Origin of the sequence: Brevundimonas sp. S1H14 (genome assembly GCF_047716865.1) — a bacterium.
Taxonomy (GTDB): Bacteria; Pseudomonadota; Alphaproteobacteria; order Caulobacterales; family Caulobacteraceae; genus Brevundimonas; species Brevundimonas naejangsanensis.
Genome location: NZ_CP136679.1, coordinates 1,375,768 through 1,392,241, shown reverse-complemented (window position 1 = coordinate 1,392,241; position 16,474 = coordinate 1,375,768). Strand labels below are relative to the sequence as shown.

The 16,474-nt window shown below is 66.2% G+C and carries 13 protein-coding genes and 1 pseudogene; 1 reads left to right on the top strand and 13 read right to left on the bottom strand.

Annotated elements, in window-relative coordinates; translation table 11 throughout:
* Positions 1-385 precede the first annotated feature (385 nt).
* Complete coding sequence (locus RSD66_RS06860) at positions 386-3,091, bottom strand: TonB-dependent receptor domain-containing protein (RefSeq protein WP_346525408.1); 2,706 nt, start codon at positions 3,089-3,091, stop codon at positions 386-388.
* An 89-nt stretch (positions 3,092-3,180) separates the two neighbouring features.
* Positions 3,181-4,689 (bottom strand): hypothetical protein, encoded by a 1,509-nt coding sequence (locus tag RSD66_RS06855; RefSeq protein WP_024353157.1) that lies wholly within the window; start codon positions 4,687-4,689, stop codon positions 3,181-3,183.
* A 302-nt stretch (positions 4,690-4,991) separates the two neighbouring features.
* Here RSD66_RS06855 and RSD66_RS06850 point away from each other — a divergent pair, with 302 nt between their 5' ends.
* Positions 4,992-6,407 carry an amino acid permease gene (locus tag RSD66_RS06850; protein WP_415289417.1) on the top strand — a complete coding sequence of 472 codons (1,416 nt, stop codon included), beginning with the start codon at positions 4,992-4,994 and terminating at the stop codon, positions 6,405-6,407.
* A gap of 78 nt (positions 6,408-6,485) precedes the next feature.
* Here the strand turns inward: RSD66_RS06850 and RSD66_RS06845 are convergent, their stop codons facing one another.
* The 11 genes and pseudogenes from RSD66_RS06845 to rpsE all read right to left on the bottom strand — a co-directional run bounded on the left by RSD66_RS06845 (position 6,486) and on the right by rpsE (position 16,467).
* The gene (locus tag RSD66_RS06845; RefSeq protein ID WP_415289416.1) at positions 6,486-9,248 is read right to left on the bottom strand and encodes a M14 metallopeptidase family protein; all 2,763 of its coding nucleotides are present in this window, start codon (positions 9,246-9,248) and stop codon (positions 6,486-6,488) included.
* A 203-nt stretch (positions 9,249-9,451) separates the two neighbouring features.
* On the bottom strand, positions 9,452-9,871 hold the full coding sequence (gene rplQ / locus RSD66_RS06840) for a 50S ribosomal protein L17 (protein ID WP_003170003.1): 420 nt from the start codon (positions 9,869-9,871) through the stop codon (positions 9,452-9,454).
* Between the two features lie 117 nt (positions 9,872-9,988).
* Complete coding sequence (locus RSD66_RS06835) at positions 9,989-11,008, bottom strand: DNA-directed RNA polymerase subunit alpha (RefSeq protein WP_024353160.1); 1,020 nt, start codon at positions 11,006-11,008, stop codon at positions 9,989-9,991.
* A gap of 88 nt (positions 11,009-11,096) precedes the next feature.
* On the bottom strand, positions 11,097-11,486 hold the full coding sequence (gene rpsK / locus RSD66_RS06830) for a 30S ribosomal protein S11 (protein WP_003164390.1): 390 nt from the start codon (positions 11,484-11,486) through the stop codon (positions 11,097-11,099).
* A 16-nt stretch (positions 11,487-11,502) separates the two neighbouring features.
* A complete protein-coding gene (rpsM, locus tag RSD66_RS06825) occupies positions 11,503-11,871 on the bottom strand; it encodes a 30S ribosomal protein S13 (protein ID WP_024353161.1) in 369 nt (122 codons plus the stop codon).
* Positions 11,872-12,012: 141 nt separating this feature from the next.
* Positions 12,013-12,705, bottom strand: a complete 693-nt coding sequence (locus RSD66_RS06820) for an energy transducer TonB (RefSeq protein ID WP_415289415.1) — start codon at positions 12,703-12,705, stop codon at positions 12,013-12,015.
* An 84-nt stretch (positions 12,706-12,789) separates the two neighbouring features.
* Positions 12,790-13,353 carry an adenylate kinase gene (locus RSD66_RS06815; protein WP_024353163.1) on the bottom strand — a complete coding sequence of 188 codons (564 nt, stop codon included), beginning with the start codon at positions 13,351-13,353 and terminating at the stop codon, positions 12,790-12,792.
* A gap of 24 nt (positions 13,354-13,377) precedes the next feature.
* Entirely contained in the window at positions 13,378-14,754 is a 1,377-nt protein-coding gene (gene secY / locus RSD66_RS06810) for a preprotein translocase subunit SecY (RefSeq protein ID WP_024353164.1), read from the bottom strand.
* 312 nt (positions 14,755-15,066) lie between these two features.
* Positions 15,067-15,507, bottom strand: a pseudogene (gene rplO, locus RSD66_RS06805) (50S ribosomal protein L15); the annotation flags it as partial.
* A gap of 162 nt (positions 15,508-15,669) precedes the next feature.
* A complete protein-coding gene (gene rpmD, locus RSD66_RS06800) occupies positions 15,670-15,864 on the bottom strand; it encodes a 50S ribosomal protein L30 (RefSeq protein WP_024353166.1) in 195 nt (64 codons plus the stop codon).
* Between the two features lie 3 nt (positions 15,865-15,867).
* Complete coding sequence (gene rpsE / locus RSD66_RS06795) at positions 15,868-16,467, bottom strand: 30S ribosomal protein S5 (RefSeq protein WP_024353167.1); 600 nt, start codon at positions 16,465-16,467, stop codon at positions 15,868-15,870.
* Positions 16,468-16,474 lie beyond the last annotated feature (7 nt).

The following is a 16,474-nucleotide window of genomic DNA, read 5'->3' as shown; positions in this document are numbered from 1 at the left end:
TCTCGCGGCCGCAACGCCTCCCTAGGCGGATGCTCCGTACCCGGCTCGCTCCGAACCATGACAGCGCCGAGAAGTTGTCACGACAGATGCAGCGGGTTCGGAGCGAATGACGTGCAAACGTCACCCTCTCCCGGCGGGAGAGGGCTTGAGCTTCGGAGGGCCGCAGGCGATCCGCAAAGCGAAAGGGTGAGGGGTTTGTCCCATCCGTCGGCGCAAGCCGTCGCGCCACGGCCTTCGGCCGACTTCACCCGCGAACCCTCACCCTTTCGCCTGAGCCAATCGCTTCGCTCTTGGAGGCTCAAGCCCTCTCCCATCAGGAGAGGGAATAAAAAAAAGCCGGGAGGCCGCTAGACCTCCCGGCTCAAATGTCAGTCGTAACCTGCGCCTAAAAACGCGCGGTCAGGCTGACCGAGGCGCTCTGGCCCAGATCGTATTTGTTGATGCGGATCTTGTTGCCCAGTTCCTGATACTCCTCGAACCCGGTCCCCAGCAGGTTGCGCAGCTCGAAGGCGAAGCCCAGGTCGCGGCCCTTAACGGTGAAGTCCTTGCGATAGACGAAGTCGAGGAAGGCGCCCGGCTCCTGCAGATAGTCAGGCTCGCGGGCTTCATACAGACCCGCGCCACGCGCCGTGATCCGCTCCGACACATAGTTCAGGATCAGCGTCGCCTGCGACCGCGCCGTGTCGTCTTCCCAGCCCAGTTGCAGGTTGGCGACGTGTTCGGACTGGCCCTGCAGACGGCTGCCGTCCTGCAGGAAGGCGCGGGCCGGTTGCGGGGCGCCCGCGCCGCTCAGGGTGATGACGGTGTCGTTCTCACCCACCGAAATCTCGGAGTCGGACCAGGTGTAGTTGGCCTGCACCAGCCAGCGCTTGTTGGAAATGAAGGCCGCCTGATCGGCGAACTCGAAATACTTCTTCACCTCGGCCTCGACGCCCATGACGGTCGCTTCCGGCGCATTGAGGAAGGACTGCTGGCGCTGATTGCCGACGTCGACGATCATCGCTTCGACCGGCTTGTCCAGCTTCTTGTAGAAGACGCCCGCCGTGACGAACTGCTGGCGACCGAAGTACCATTCCCAGCGTGCGTCCAGGTTCAGGATCTCGGTGTCCGTCAGATAGGGGTTGCCGATGAAGACGCGGTCGCTTTCCGGATCGGTGTAGGCCTGAGGCGCCAGCTCGCGGAACTGCGGGCGGCCGATCGTCTTGGACGCGCCGAAGCGCAGTTGCTGATCCTCGGTGAAGTTCCACGTCGCGGTGAACGACGGCAGCCAGTACTGCTCCTTGATCTCGGTCGCCTCATAGGACGAGGTCCCGCCGAACAGGTCGCGGGGGGTCACGCTCTGCTGTCCGTCCTCGAAACGGACGCCGAAGGTGGTGCGCACGGTCGGCACGAACTCGGCGTCGACCATGGCGTAGACCGCGTTGACCTTGAGGTCGGCGTCATAGGCGTTGGCGCCGTTCGAGCCTGCGACCTCACGCAACTGCAGGGTCCACGGATTGATGTTGAAGTCCGAGAACAGATAGTCGATGCGCGCCCGGCGCTGGCTGTCGGTCAGGCCGTTGACGGCCTCGAACTGCAGGTCGTGACGCTCGGCTGATCGGGTGTTGTCCAGCGTCGATGCGCCGACGCTGATGGTTGCTTCGCGGCCCGCCGCCATCGGCAGTTTGTAGGCCAGGTCCGCGCCGCCGGACCAGACTTCATCGTCCAGTTCGCTGAACGAGATCTGGTTGCCCTGAACATTGTGGATCAGGCGATCCTGGGCGTCGACGCCATACTGGAAGCGCGATTCATAGGGGGCGTCGCGCGAGGTCTTGGCGTAGGCCGCGCGCCAGTCCAGCTTCCACGCGCCGTCAGCGCCGAAATAATGTTCGCCCGCGAGCTGGCTGGTGAACAACTGGCGCACGAACCATTCCGTGTAGTCGTTGCGGATGATGCTGTCGCCCGCGTCGAAGTCCGGGCCGCTGGAGATGCGGGCGCGCTTGGTCGTGGTGCGGACATAGAGGTTCGTCCACTTCACCTCATGATCGTCGGTCGTCAGCGACAGGCCGCCCAGGAAGTTCAGGCGCACATCGTTCTGATTGGACTCAACATCCTTGGTCGACCGGGGGATCAGGATGTCGCCTTCGAACTGCGATTTTTCCTGGATCGCCTGACGGGTGCGCCACGAGTTGTCATAGCCGGCGACGGCGATGACGCCCATGTCGCCGATCTCGGTCGGGGTGCGGAAGCCGCCCGCCAGCTCCAGACTACCGTCGACCGGCGTCTGCTGACGCTGCATCAGACGCAGCGGCGCATTGACCAGCGAGCGGCCCATCGCCTGAACTTCCGACGCCGAGAAGTTGGCCAGGTTGATCTGTTTGCCGAGACGGAAGGCCTGGGCGATCTGGCCCGGAACCTTGCGGGTGTCGTCGTCGAACCCGGTCCAGTCGGAATCCGAGCCGTAGTAGACGAGGTTGTCGCGCGCGGTGGTCTCGGTGTTGCCGCCGACGCCCGCCTTGAAGGTCAGGAAGGGCTCGGCCGGGGCGTCCACCGTACGCAGGTCAATGACCCCGCCGCCGAACTCGCCCGGATAGTTGGGAGAATAGGACTTCTGAACCGTCACGCCCGCCAGGATGCTGGAGGGGAACAGGTCCAGCGGCACCACGCGTTGCAGCGGTTCGGGACTGGGCAACGGCGAGCCGTTCAGCAGGGCCGAGGAATAGCGCTCGCCCAGACCGCGTACATAGACGAAGCGACCATCGACGATCGACAGGCCGGTCACGCGGGTCAGGGCGGCGGCGGCGGTGGAATCGCCGGTGCGTTGCAGGTCTTCGGAGGTCAGGAAAGCAGCCACCTCGGCGCTCTGACGGTTCGGCTCCGGGATATTGCGCCCCAGGACGACAATGTCGCCCAACTGGGTGGCCGGGGTCTGCGTCACCTGATCCGGGCTTTCCGGATCGGCGGGCAGTTCAGTGCTCAGCGCCACGGCGGCGGCGGGAGCAGCCGCCTGTGCGACAGCCTGGGCGAGCGCGAGACTGGGCGCGCCGAAAGCGGCGACGAGGGCGCTGCTGGCCAGCAGCACCCCGTTACGGGTCAGGGTCTTGTTCTTCATGTTCGGCTGCCTTGCGAAGGTCGAGAGAGGCTGGGCGCTCAATGGGTCGGCGGCGGCCCTTTCGGACCGCCGCCTCGCCAGAGGGTTCATCAGCACTTCGAGTTGGCGGTCAGGCCGCAGGTCCAACCCTGCCACCAGGTGTCCGAGGCGTTCTTCACGGCGCCGATATAGTCGGTATCGACAAAGAAGGGATGCACGCCCGAGGCCTTGACCGGGGTCACGGCGGTTTCATTGGCGCCGTTGATGAAGGTCAGAACCTGATTGGTGATGGTGACGCCCGAGGTCGGCGCGGTCAGGGTCGAGGTTCCCTTGACCGTGTTGTTCGAACCGGCCGTGAAGATTGGCTCCGAACGCGCAGCGCCGCTGGCGCGGTAGGGAATGCCGCAGGACATGAAGACCGAGTTGAACACCGGGTTCACGCTGGCGGTGTCGGCGTCCGCAATGTCCAGGCAACCGGCTGCGGAACCCGCCACGCTGGTGAAGACCGAGTTGACGACGGTGGCCTTCACGCCCGTGTCGAAGTGGGCGACGGTGTGGGCGTCGGTCGGCGAGTTGCGGCCCACCAGGGTCCAGTTGGCGATCTTGGGCTGGGAGTTGTAGCGCTGGGCCAGAGGCGTCGAGGCCGGGGCGGCCGAGAACTCGAAACCGGCCGAGCGGCTGGTCGCATTCGGAGCGCGCTGGGTCACGATGCCGAACTGGGCGCCGCCGCGCCAGCCGGTGTCGGTGTCGAAGCCATCGTCGTCAGCGCCGTTGATGACGATGCGGCTCAGGTTGACGTTGCCGCCGAAGATTTCGATGCCGTCGTCCGACGAGTTGTAGGACTGGACGTATTCGATGACAGTGCCCGCGCCGACGCCCGCCAGGGTCAGAGCCTGCAGTTCGTTGCCGGTCGAGATTTCAAAGCCCGAATAACGGATCTGCACGTAACGCAGACGCCCCGAGTTGTCGTTGGCGTTGCCGCCGCCATAGAAGGCGTTGGTGCCCTCGACCTGGCCGGTGCAGGTGACCGGTGCGGTCAGCTGGCAGTTGGCCTGAGGCGCGCGGCCGGCGATGACGATGCCGCCCCATTGACCGTGCGAGTTCTCGTTCGTCGCGCCTTCGACGTTCTGGCGGCTGGTGAAGATGATCGGCTGCGAGGCCGTGCCTTCCGCGTAGATCTGCGAGCCGCGGTTGATCAGCAGATAGTCGCCGCCGCCCGAGGCGAAGATGGTCACGCCCGCCTCGACCGTCAGTACGCCCTGAGTGCCGGTGTTGGCCGAGGCGTCGACGCCGCCGTCCACGCCGACGGCCGTGCGGCCCGAAATCGAATAGATGGTGCCGGCGCGCAGCGGCACGGTCAGCGGGCCGTTGATCTGCTGCGGCAGCTGACAGTTGCGCAACGTGCCGTTGGCCATGGTGCCGACGTTGGCGAAACCAGCGGGGCAGTCCGCCGCCGCCTGGCCGTTGCCGCCATTGCCGTTGCCGTTACCGCCGCCATTGCCGCCGCCATTGCCGAAGTCGCCCTCGCCGGGCGAAGCCACCTCGGCCGAGCCGCCGCAGGCCGCCAGAGCCAGGGTGCTGGCCGCCACCACGAGCAGGGTCTTGAAGCTGCTGTTCATCGTCGTTCCACCGATTGATCAAAAATCTGCGGCGGGGGGACGGCCATACCGACCGGTAATGACATCGGACCCCTCCTGCCCGATGGGGAGGGATAGAGAAAAGCGCGATGGAAGCTTGCGCGTGCCGGTGACGGATCGGCCTCGTTTTCGTGCCGTTTCAACGGTGAAACCGTGACGAAAATTCCGCCATCGGATCAGAAATCCGGACGGGTCGTCCGCTGGCGCGCCCGAGCCCCTTGTATTGCCGCGGCATCCACCGCAAACCCGCTGGCTTCATGACCTTCCCCAGACAGGAGCCACCGATGGGCGGCCCAGACGCGCTACCGCGCTCCAATCCAGAACCGGGCCCCCAAAGCCTCGCTCGCAGCCTGAGCTGGCCGCATCTGGTGGCGATGGGCGTAGGCGCCATCGTCGGCACCGGCATCCTGACCCTGATCGGCATCGGCGCGGACAAGGCGGGCCCCGCCGTCCTGCTGTCCTTCCTGATCGCCGGTTTCGTCTGCGCCTGCGCCGCCATGTGCTACGCAGAGATGGCCAGCACGGTGACGGCGTCGGGCAGCGCCTATACCTATTCGCGCGTAGTGCTGGGCCAGATGGCAGGTTGGGTCATCGGCTGGAGCCTGATCCTGGAATACAGCCTTGTGGTCAGCGCCGTGGCCGTCAGTTGGGCAGGCTATGCTGCCCCTCTGCTGCATGACTGGCTGGGCCTGCCGATGGCCCTGATGCAGGGGCCGCACGCGGGCGGAATCGCCAACGTGCCCGCCCTCTTCATCATCGTCGTCGTGGCCGCCCTGCTGCTGACGGGCGCCAAGAAAAGCGCGACGCTGAACCTGATCCTGGTGGCGGTGAAGCTGTCGGCCCTGGCCCTGTTCGTCTGGTTCGCCCTGCCTCACTTCAACGCCGCCAACCTGGAGCCCTTCAGCCCCTATGGTTTCGCCCGTCACATGGGGCCTGACGGCGTCGAGCGCGGGGTCATGGCGGCGGCGGCCATCATCTTCTCGGCCTTCTACGGTTTCGACGCCATCGCCACGGCGGCCGAGGAAACGCGCAATCCCAAGCGCGACCTGGCGATTGGGATCATCGGCTCCATGCTGGCCTGCGCGGCCATCTACACCATCATCGCCACCGTCGCCCTGGGGGCGACACCCTTCACCCGCTTCGCCAACAGCCCCGAGCCGCTGGCCCTGATCCTGCGCGAGATCAGCCAGCCCGGCGCCGCTCATTTCCTGGCGGTCACGGCGGTCCTGACCCTGCCCACGGTGATCCTGGCCTTCTTCTACGGCCAGAGCCGCATCTTCTTCGTCATGGCGCGCGACGGCCTGCTGCCGCGCGGCCTGGCCCGCGTCTCCAGGGGCGGCGCCCCGGTGCGCATCACCATGTTCACCGCCTGCGTGGTGGGAACCATCGCCCTGTTCTTCCCGCTGGACGAAATCGTCGCCCTCGCCAACGCCGGCACTCTGGTGGCGTTCAGCGCCGTGGCCCTGTGCATGTTGATCCTGCGTCGTCGCGCGCCGGACATGGCGCGCGGCTTCCGCACGCCGCTGGGCTGGTTCGTTGGTCCCGTCGCCATCGCGGGCTGTCTGTACCTGCTCGCCAGCCTGCCGCAGAAGACACAGATCTGGTTCGTGGTCTGGAACCTTGTCGGCCTCGCCGTCTACTTCATCTATGGCCGCAGCCGGGCCGCGAAGGCGGCGCAGGCCGACGCCTCCGAAAGCTGATCCCGACGCTTCCCGCAGCAAAAAGGCCGCCCCGCAGACGCCGGGCGGCCTTTTCATTTTTACGCCTGAGCGCCGCGCTTAGTCCTTAGCGCGGCTTGCAGCGGGGCCGTAGAACAGGGCGTTGAACAGCAGTCGCGACGACGCCCGCGCCTGGGCGCGGTTCACCACATCGGGACCCAGAACGATGACCCGGCCCTGGCTGTGCTGCAGGTCCAGCACGGCGTCGGCGCCCGACAGCCTCTCCGGGCCGATCGCCCAGCCGCTGGAGACGGCGACCTGTTGCGGATAGCGCACCAGGCCGGCCCCTTCGCCCGCATGGCGGAAGCCCGTGTTGCGGTTGAAGAAGACGTTCATCTGACGCGGGGCGCCGAAGGTCAGGGGGCGGCTGTTGTCGACCTCGGTCTGCATCACCGCGCCGGGGATGAAGAAGTCGGTCGAGGCCAGGGGCTTGCCGTCGGCGCCCGTCAGCACGTCCTGCACCGGCGCGCCCATGGCGGCGGCCAGGCGGTGGGCCGAGCCGATGGTGACGACGCTGCCGCCCGCCCGTGCAAAGGCGTCCAGCTGGGGCACGGTCGTCTCGGCGGTGATGTGGCCCAGCCAGCCGCGGTATTCGGCGGGGATGCTCTCGGGCGCCGGCTGCGGGCGCTGGGCGGCGGCGGACAGGTCGGCCGGGATCATGTCCGAGGCGAAGACCAGGACGTCGAAATCCTTGTTCAGGTCGCCTGCGTCGAGGCGCTGCGGGTAGACCACCTCGAACGGATATTCGAACTGCTCCAGCATCCACTGGGTCCAGCCCGAGGCCATGGAGCCGCCGTAGCGGTCGACCAGGCCGATGCGCACCGGCTTCAGGGCGATCTGCTCGCCGCCCGGCGCGCGGGCGACCGCGTGGGCGGTCAGGCCCAGGTCGCGCACGGCCGCCTCGACAATCGGGCGGGCCTTGTCGTCGGCCGGAATCCACAGGGCGCCGGGCGGCAGGGTCGCGCGACCGGCGCGGGTCTCGCCCTCCTGCCAGTAGACGGGCAGACCCGCCGCCAGCAGGCGGTTGGTCAGGATGTAGCCGTTGACGGGCGCATGATCGATCAGCCAGCCCGCCCGGCCCGATCCCTCGATCCGGCCCGGCGGCGGGGCCATGACGTCGGCGACGCGTTCGGTCGGCGCCTCGAAGCCGTCCAGGATGCGGTCGAACTGCACGCCCATCTGCATGGCCAGGGTGTAGCCGGTGGCGTCATAGGGCAGTTTGGGCGGGCCGCCCGGATACTGCAGGTCGTGCGGGTGGTCCTGCGGCTCGAACATGTCCAGGACGTGCGGGCGATAGGCCTGGGCCGTCTTCACCACATAGGAGCCCGCCGGATAGGTCTTGCCGCCCACGGTGAAGGCCTGGGTGGCGCGATCCACATCCACGCCGGTCTTGATCAGGCTGTTGAGGAAGGCGACGGCGGTGGGCAGGTCGGCCTGATCCGCCGGGATGACATAGCCGCGCGGATCGCGCCGGGCCGGGTCGCGCAACACGCTTTCATACAGCGCCGGATCGACTCGGCGAGCGTTCTCGCCCGCCGCTGCGTTCAGGGCGTCGATCGCCGAGGGCGTGACCCGCCAGGTGTCGGCATTCCCCTTGTCGATGGCGTTTTGCCCCATGCGCCAGATGTTGAACAGCACCCGATCCTTGTTGCGCGAGGCGTAGTTCAGCACCGCCCGATTGATCGATTGCGAGTACTCAATCGACTGGGCGAAACGCCAGGTCTGGGGCGCCACCGGCAGGGGCAGGTCGTTGCGCGGCAACTGGTTGTCCGGGATCAGGCTGATCTGGCTGGGGGTCGGATGGCCGGTGATCTCGGTCAGCAGGCCGACCGCATTGTGGAAATAGGTGACGGAGCGCTCCATCCCGTTGTTCCATGTCGAATAGTTGGCCCCGCTGCGCATGGTCGAGCCGGGCTTGCCCTCCTCGATCAGGCGGCTGTGCATGGCGGCCCCGACCTCGGACAGGGTGCTCATGACCAGCGGATCGTAGTTGTAGTTGAAGGGGTCGCGGAACGGCGGCATGAAGACCACGGTCCCCGCCGGCGCCGTCTGGTGGTGGTTGTAGATGATCTGCGGGAACCACTCGCGGAAGAACTGCCGATTGACGTTGGTCGTCTCGGTCATCGCCGACAGGTAGTAGTCGCGGTTGTTATCGTGACCGACGTACTTCTGATACAGGCGGGGAATAGACGCGTATTCGCGCTTCAGCGGGTCCGCGTTACGCATATACCAGGTCGAGACCAGCTCCCATCCGTCCGGGTTCATCGGCGCGAACAGGATGACCACGTCGTCCAGGATGCGCCTGGCCTCGGCGTCCTCGGCGGTCAGCCATTCATACAAGGCGGCGATCAGGGCCTGGGGCGGCACGGTTTCGGTGGAGTGCAGGCCGCCGTCGATCCACACCACGGCCTTGCCCTCGGCGGCCAGGGCGCGGGCCTCGTCCTCGCTGACGCCCTCGGCCTTGGCCAGGCGCCGCGCGATCTCCTGATAGCGGTCGATGTTCGCCAGGTTCTGCGGCGAGGAAACGACCGAGAGGTACTGCGTCCGCCCTTCCGAGGACTTGCCGATCTCCAACAGCTTCATCCGGTCCGACTGGCCGGCCAGGGTGTGCAGATAGCGCTCGAACTGGGTGTAGGTGATCAGATGATAGTCCGCCCCCACCTCATGGCCGAACGCCTCCAGCGGGGTGGTGAGGGTGCGGGCGGGGGCGGCCTGGGCGACTATCGCCGCCGGGGCCGAACCGGCCTCCAGCGCCAGGGCGCTGACGGAAGACAGGGCCCAAAAAGCCAAACTGGCCGCAAGCACGGCGGGCGGACGGGTCATGGGATCTCCTGATGCGTTCACTCTCAGCCTTCTGCGAGGCTTGGCGACAGCTTGGCGTCTTCGCGGCCCGGACGCAATTTACCCGCAGCCTGAAAAGGCCTGCGACGAGGATTACCCACAGCCAAGCCACGGCGGAGGCAAAAAGAAAGGGCGGCCGGATCGCTCCGGCCGCCCTTTCGACATTTCAACAGTAAAGCCTGAAATCAGGCCTCGTCGTCGCCCTCGATGGCGAAGACCGGACCGGAGTCCTTGCCCTTGGCCTCGACGTCGCGATCCACGAACTCGATGACGGCCATCGCAGCGTTGTCGCCGTGACGGAAGCCCGCCTTCATGATGCGGATGTAGCCGCCGTTACGCTCGGCGTAACGCGGAGCCAGCGTGTCGAACAGCTTGCCGACCTGCGGCACGTCGCGAACGGCGCTGATGGCCTGACGACGGGCGTGCAGGTCGCCCTTCTTGGCCAGGGTGACCAGCTTCTCGACGAACGGACGCAGTTCCTTCGCCTTGGGCAGGGTGGTCGTGATCTGCTCGTGCTTGATCAGCGAGGCGGCCATGTTGGCGAACATGGCCTGGCGGTGGCTGACCGTACGGCCGAGCTTACGATAGGCGGCGCCGTGGCGCATCGGGGTCTCTCCTACTCGACCCTGGTTTCTCGTCCCTACTTGGCGGACGAGACCTGGGGCCTCTCATTCTAACCGCCCCAACCGATCCACGCGGGACCTGGGCGGAGGGGTTAATGATCAGATCTGGTCGTCGAACTTCTTGGCCAGATCTTCGATGTTTTCCGGCGGCCAGTTCGGCACATCCATGCCGAGGCTCAGGCTCATGGACGCCAGAACTTCCTTGATTTCGTTCAACGACTTGCGGCCGAAGTTCGGGGTGCGAAGCATTTCGCCCTCGGTCTTCTGGATCAGGTCGCCGATGTAGACGATGTTGTCGTTCTTCAGGCAGTTGGCCGAACGGACCGACAGCTCCAGCTCGTCCACCTTCTTCAGCAGGGCCGGGTTGAAGGGCAGTTCGGGCTTGCCGTCCGACTGCTCGACAGCCTTCGTCGGCTCATCGAAGGTGATGAAGATCTGCAGCTGGTCTTGCAGGATGCGCGCGGCGTAGGCCACGGCGTCAACCGGCGAGACGGCGCCGTTGGTTTCAACTTCCAGGATCAGCTTGTCGTAGTCCAGCGACTGGCCCTGACGGGTCGGCTCGACGCGATAGGCGACGCGCTTCACCGGCGAATACAGGGCGTCGACGGCGATCAGGCCGATCGGAGCGTCTTCCGGGCGGTTCAGTTCGGCGGCGACGTAGCCCTTGCCGTTCTGGACCGTCAGTTCCATGCGGACCGAAGCGCCGTCGTCCAGGGTGCAGATCACGTGATCCGGGTTCAGCACCTCGATATCGGCCGGCAGTTCGATCTGAGCCGCAGTCACCGGGCCAGGGCCCGTGGCGCGCAGGGTCATCCGCTTCGGACCTTCTGCGTGCATGCGCAGGGCCAGTTGCTTGATGTTCAGAACGATGTCGACGACGTCCTCGCGAACGCCTTCCAGCGACGAGAACTCGTGAACAACGCCGTCGATCTGAATGGCCGTGACCGCCGCGCCTTGAAGCGAAGACAGCAGAACGCGACGAAGCGCGTTGCCGAGCGTCACACCGAAACCGCGCTCGAGAGGTTCGGCGATCAGACGCGCCTTGTGCTGCGGGTCAGACCCGCCCTCGACTTGCGGTTTCTCGGGACGGATCAGCTCTTGCCAGTTTCTTTCGATCATAAAGTCCCTCGAACGGGTTTCGACGGCTCCGTGTCCTCACGTTCAGGACAACAGGAGCCGCCGGGAGAAGGGGTAGGCGGCGTGAACCTTAGACGCGACGGCGCTTGGGCGGACGGCAGCCGTTGTGCGGCATCGGCGTCACGTCGCGGATGGTCGTGATCGTCATGCCGACGGCCTGCAGGGCGCGCAGGGCCGACTCACGGCCCGACCCCGGACCCGAGACGTTCACTTCCAGCGTCTTGACGCCGTGCTCGGCGGCCTTCTTGCCAGCGTCTTCCGCAGCCATCTGAGCGGCGTACGGCGTCGACTTGCGCGAGCCCTTGAAGCCCATGTGGCCGGCCGACGACCAGGAAATCGCATTCCCTTGAGCGTCGGTGATGGTCACCATGGTGTTGTTGAACGAAGCATTCACGTGGGCGACGCCCGAGGTGATGTTCTTACGTTCGCGGCGCTTAACGCGACCCGGTTCCTTAGCCATCGGTCAGGCCTCTCTCTTACTTCTTCTTGCCGGCGATCGGCTTGGCCGGACCCTTGCGGGTGCGAGCGTTGGTGTGAGTGCGCTGGCCGCGGACCGGCAGGCCCTTACGGTGACGCAGGCCGCGATAGCAGGCCAGGTCCATCAGACGCTTGATGTTCATCGACGTCTCGCGACGCAGGTCGCCTTCGACGGTGTAGTCGCGGTCGATGGCTTCGCGGATCTGCAGGATCTCCGCGTCGGTCAGCTGGTTCACGCGGCGAGCCGGCTCGATGCCGATCTTGGCCGTGATCTCCTTGGCGTTGTGCGCGCCAATGCCGTGGATGTACTGAAGCGCGATTTCAACGCGCTTGTTGGTCGGAATGTTGACGCCTGCGATACGGGCCACGAAATTCTCCAAGTACGCGTTAATCAGACGCAGAAACCGCTCCGGTCAACAGACCAGGAGCGTGTACGCCCTTCGCGGAAGTCCGCCCTTATACAGGGGATTCCCGATGCGTCAACGGGCAAGCGCCGTGAGCAGGATGGTTCAGGGCCATTCGACCCCCACCCGGACCTCTCGACCATCAATCGGCGCTCCGTTCTGCGTCGGAGGACGAAAGCGGAAATATCGTGAGGCCGCAAGGGCCGCCTGACCGAATCCCATCCCCGGCGGCGTTTCGTCCACCAGGCGGCAGTCGCTCAGGGTGGTGTCCAGCCGAACCCGACAGGCCAGCGTCGCCTGCCCGCCCCTCCGCTGGCGGAAGGCTTCGCGCGGATGCAGGGCCCGCAGTTCGCCCACCGTCGGGCCGCGGATGATGCGCGGCGGGCCGTCGCCCTCGCCGGGGCCGACGCCGGAACCGCTGCCCCCGCCGCTGCCCGTCCCCTGCCCGCCCTGGCCCTGACCCGGCGTCGGACCGGGCTCTGGCGCCGCGCCGACGACCAGTGGCTGTTCATGAGCGGGACGCGGGGGCGCGACGACTTCGGGCGGAGGCGGCGCCGGACGCGGGCGCGGGGGGCGCACGCTTGAGGCGGCGGCGGGCGCTCCGCCCCCTTGCGTGACTGCCGGTTCCGCAGGCGGGGGCGGAGGCGGCTCGGGACGTTCAAACGGAATCAGGTCGACAATGATAAGCGGCGGCGGCGCGTCCAGGGTCGTCTCGGGCCGCCCTACGCCCAAAAGCACAAAGGCGCCGAGGTGCAGAAGAGCCACAAGCCCCGCTGCGCCCCAGCGCCATTGTTTCATTCGTTCCGGTCGCAACCGCCTCTCCCGCACAGGCTTCCGAACGCTAACGCTTCAGAAGTCGAGGAGATCAGACCGCGCGCCTGATCAGGCGTCCAGCGCTGCGTCGATAGCGGCGGCCACGGCGGCGATATCGCCCATGCCGTCCACCTCGGTCAGCTTGCCCTGGCCTTCATAGTAGGGAAGCAGCGGCGCGGTCTGGCGGTTGTAGACGGCCAGACGGTCCTTGAAGGTCTCGGGATTGTCGTCTGCACGGCCCTGCTCGGCGAACCGCTTGCCGATCCGATCCGTCAGGGCGGCGTCGTCCACCTTCAGGCGGATGACGCTGTCGATCTTGGCGCCGCGCTTGGCCAGCATGGCGTCCAATGCTTCAGCCTGAGCCACCGTGCGGGGGAAGCCGTCAAAGATGGCGCCGCCGGCGGCCTCGGCCTCCGGCAGACGGGCTTCGATCAGGGCGATGACGATCTCGTCGGTGACGAGGTCGCCGCGCGCCAGCACGTCCTTGACCTTCAGCCCCAGCTCGGAGCCGGAAGCGATCGCCGCGCGCAGCATGTCGCCGGTCGAGAGCTGGACCATGCCCCGCCCCTCGACCAGCCGCTTGGCCTGGGTGCCCTTGCCGGCCGCAGGCGGCCCGAACAGGATCAGGTTCATTATGTCTTCGGGCCCCCTACCCGATCAGCGACGGGCAGGAGCGGAACCGCCCCGGCCACGGCCGCGCAACTTGGCCTTCTTGATCAGCCCCTCATACTGGTGAGCCAGCAGGTGCGACTGAATCTGGGCGACAGTGTCCATCGTCACCGAGACCACGATCAAGATAGACGTTCCGCCAAAGTACAGGCTGTTCCCCAGGCTGCTGACCAGGAACTCCGGCAGCAGACAGACGGCGGTGATATAGGCGGCGCCGATCACCGTCAGGCGCGTCAGGACATAGTCCAGATACTCGGCCGTGCGCTTGCCCGGACGGATGCCCGGCAGGAAGCCGCCGTATTTGCGCAGGTTCTCGGCCGTGTCCTCGGGGTTGAAGGTGATCGAGGTGTAGAAGAAGCAGAAGAAGATGATCAGGACGGCGTACAGCACCATGAAGACGGGCTTGCCGTGCGTCAGCTGCGCCGTCACCAGCGGCAGCCAACTCATCCATTCCGGCAGATTCGCGTTCGCCGTGAACTGAGCCACCGTCGTCGGCAGCATCAGCAGCGACGAAGCGAAGATGGCCGGGATCACGCCGGCGGTGTTGACCTTCAGCGGCAGGAAGCTGCGCTCGCCGCCGGTCATGCGGTTGCCTTCCTGGCGCTTCGGATACTGGATCAGAAGACGGCGCTGGGCGCGCTCCATAAAGACGATGAAGACGATGACCGCCACCGCCATGATGGCGATGAAGAACAGGGTGAAGGCCGACATCTGGCCCTGCTGGGCCAGGCCCAGCATCCGCGCCACCGTCGACGGCAGAACCGCCACAATGCCCGCGAAGATGATCAGGGAGATGCCGTTGCCGACGCCGCGCGCCGTCACCTGCTCGCCCAGCCACATCAGGAACATGGTGCCGCCGGTCAGGACCGTGACCGTCGAAATGATGAAGAACAGACCGGGCTGGTCGATCAGGCCGGGCTGGGCGTTCAGGCCCACCGCGATGCCGAAGGACTGGGCCAGGGCCAGGAACACCGTCAGATAGCGGGTGTACTGGTTCAGCTGCTTGCGGCCCGACTCGCCGCCTTCCTTCTTCAGCTTCTCCCACGGCGGATAGACCGCGCCCATCAGCTGGACGATGATCGACGCCGAGATGTAGGGCATCACGTTCAGCGCGAACACGGCCATGCGCTCGACGGCGCCGCCCGAGAACATGTTGAACATGTCCAGGATGCCGCGTTGGCCATCCGGATTCTGGAAGAAGGCCAGGAAGGCCTCGCCATTGATCCCGGGGATCGGAACATAGGTGCCGATCCGATAGACCAGCAGCGCGCCCAGCGTGAACAGCAGGCGCTTGTGCAGCTCGGTCGCTTTCGCGAACGAGCCGATGTTCATATTGGCAGCAAGTTGTTCAGCGGCCGAAGCCATCAGGCGCTCCCCACACGGTCACCATTAGTCATGCCCGTGCTCAGATAGGCGGAAAGCGGCGCTCTTGCGAGGGCCGCTTTCGGAAAATCGTCATCCCGTTCCGGACCTTCCCGGCGAAGGCGCGAGAGCCGCGCCCCCGTCGGGATGACGATATCGGATTTAGGCCTTGGCCGCGGCGCGCTTGGCGCGAGCCGAGATCTTGTTGGCGTCGCCCAGCGGAGCCTTCGGCGCCGGAGCCTTGCCGCGAGCCGCATTGCGCTTCTCGAGACGGGCCGCAGCCTTGGCTTCAGCTTCGATGCGCTCCTGCTTGACCGAACCGCCGGCGGCTTCCACCGCCTTAATGGCGCCGGCCGAGGCCGACCAGACCACCAGGTTCAGCTTGGCCTTCAGCTCGCCTTCGCCCAGGACGCGCACGCCGTCCTTGACGCGGCGGATCACGCCGGCGGCGACCAGGGCCGCGCCGTTGATCTCGGCCTTGGCGTCCAGCTTGCCGCCGTCGATGGCCTCTTGCAGGCGCCACAGGTTGACTTCAGCCAGCTTCGGCGCGTTCGGCACGTTAAAGCCGCGCTTCGGCATACGCATGTACAGCGGCATCTGGCCGCCTTCGAAGCCGACCTTGCCGCCGCCCGAACGCGAGTTCTGGCCCTTGACGCCGCGACCAGCGGTCTTGCCCTTGCCCGAGCCCGGGCCACGGCCGACGCGCATGCGCTTCTTGGTTGCGCCTTCGTTGTCGCGGATTTCGTTCAGTTTCATTGCCTGATCCTTTCGGGTTCTAGCGCCAGGTCCGCCAGGCGGTCCTGACTCGGCGTTGTAAAAATTGAAGGGTCGCTGATTAAGCGACCCGCGTCTGCATCGCAAGATGCTTCTTCATAAAGCGAAACGCCCTCCCCCGCGAACGGGAGAGGGCGAAGCGTCTTATTTCTCGACCACTTCCACCATGTGGGCGACCTTGGCGATCATCCCACGGACGGAGGGGGTGTCTTCCAGGGTCGACTCACGGCCGATCTGGTTGAGACCCAGGCCCACCAGGGTGGCGCGCTGATCGCCCTTGCGGCGGATCGGGCTCGCCGTCTGACGGACGGTCACAGTCTTCTTTTCGGTCTTGGCCATCTATCAGCCCTCCACGGCTTCCGGCGCCGAAGCGCCGTCATTGCGGCGGCCCATCAGGTCGGACACCTTCTTGCCCCGCTTGGAGGCGATCTGGCGCGGCGACGACTGGACCTTCAGAGCTTCGAAGGTGGCGCGGATCATGTTGTAGGGGTTCGACGAGCCGGTCGACTTGCCCACGACGTCCTGGACGCCGAGGGTTTCGAGGACTGCACGCATCGGACCGCCCGCGATGACGCCGGTGCCCGGAGGCGCCGCACGCATCATGATCTTGCCAGCGCCCCAACGGCCGTTGCCGTCGTGGTGCAGGGTGCGGTTCTCGCGCAGCGGAACCTTGATCATGGTCTTCTTGGCTTCTTCGGTCGCCTTGCGGATGGCTTCCGGCACTTCGCGCGCCTTGCCATGACCGAAGCCGACGCGGCCCTTGCCGTCGCCGACGACCATCAGGGCCGCGAACGAGAACCGGCGGCCGCCTTTGACGGTGGCGGCGACGCGGTTGATGTGCACCAGCTTCTCGACGATGTCCGAATCCGGACCATCAACGGGAGCGTTGCGGTTGTCGCGACGGTTGCGGTCGCCGCCGCCGCGTTGGGGTTCACGAGCCATGCTTGCC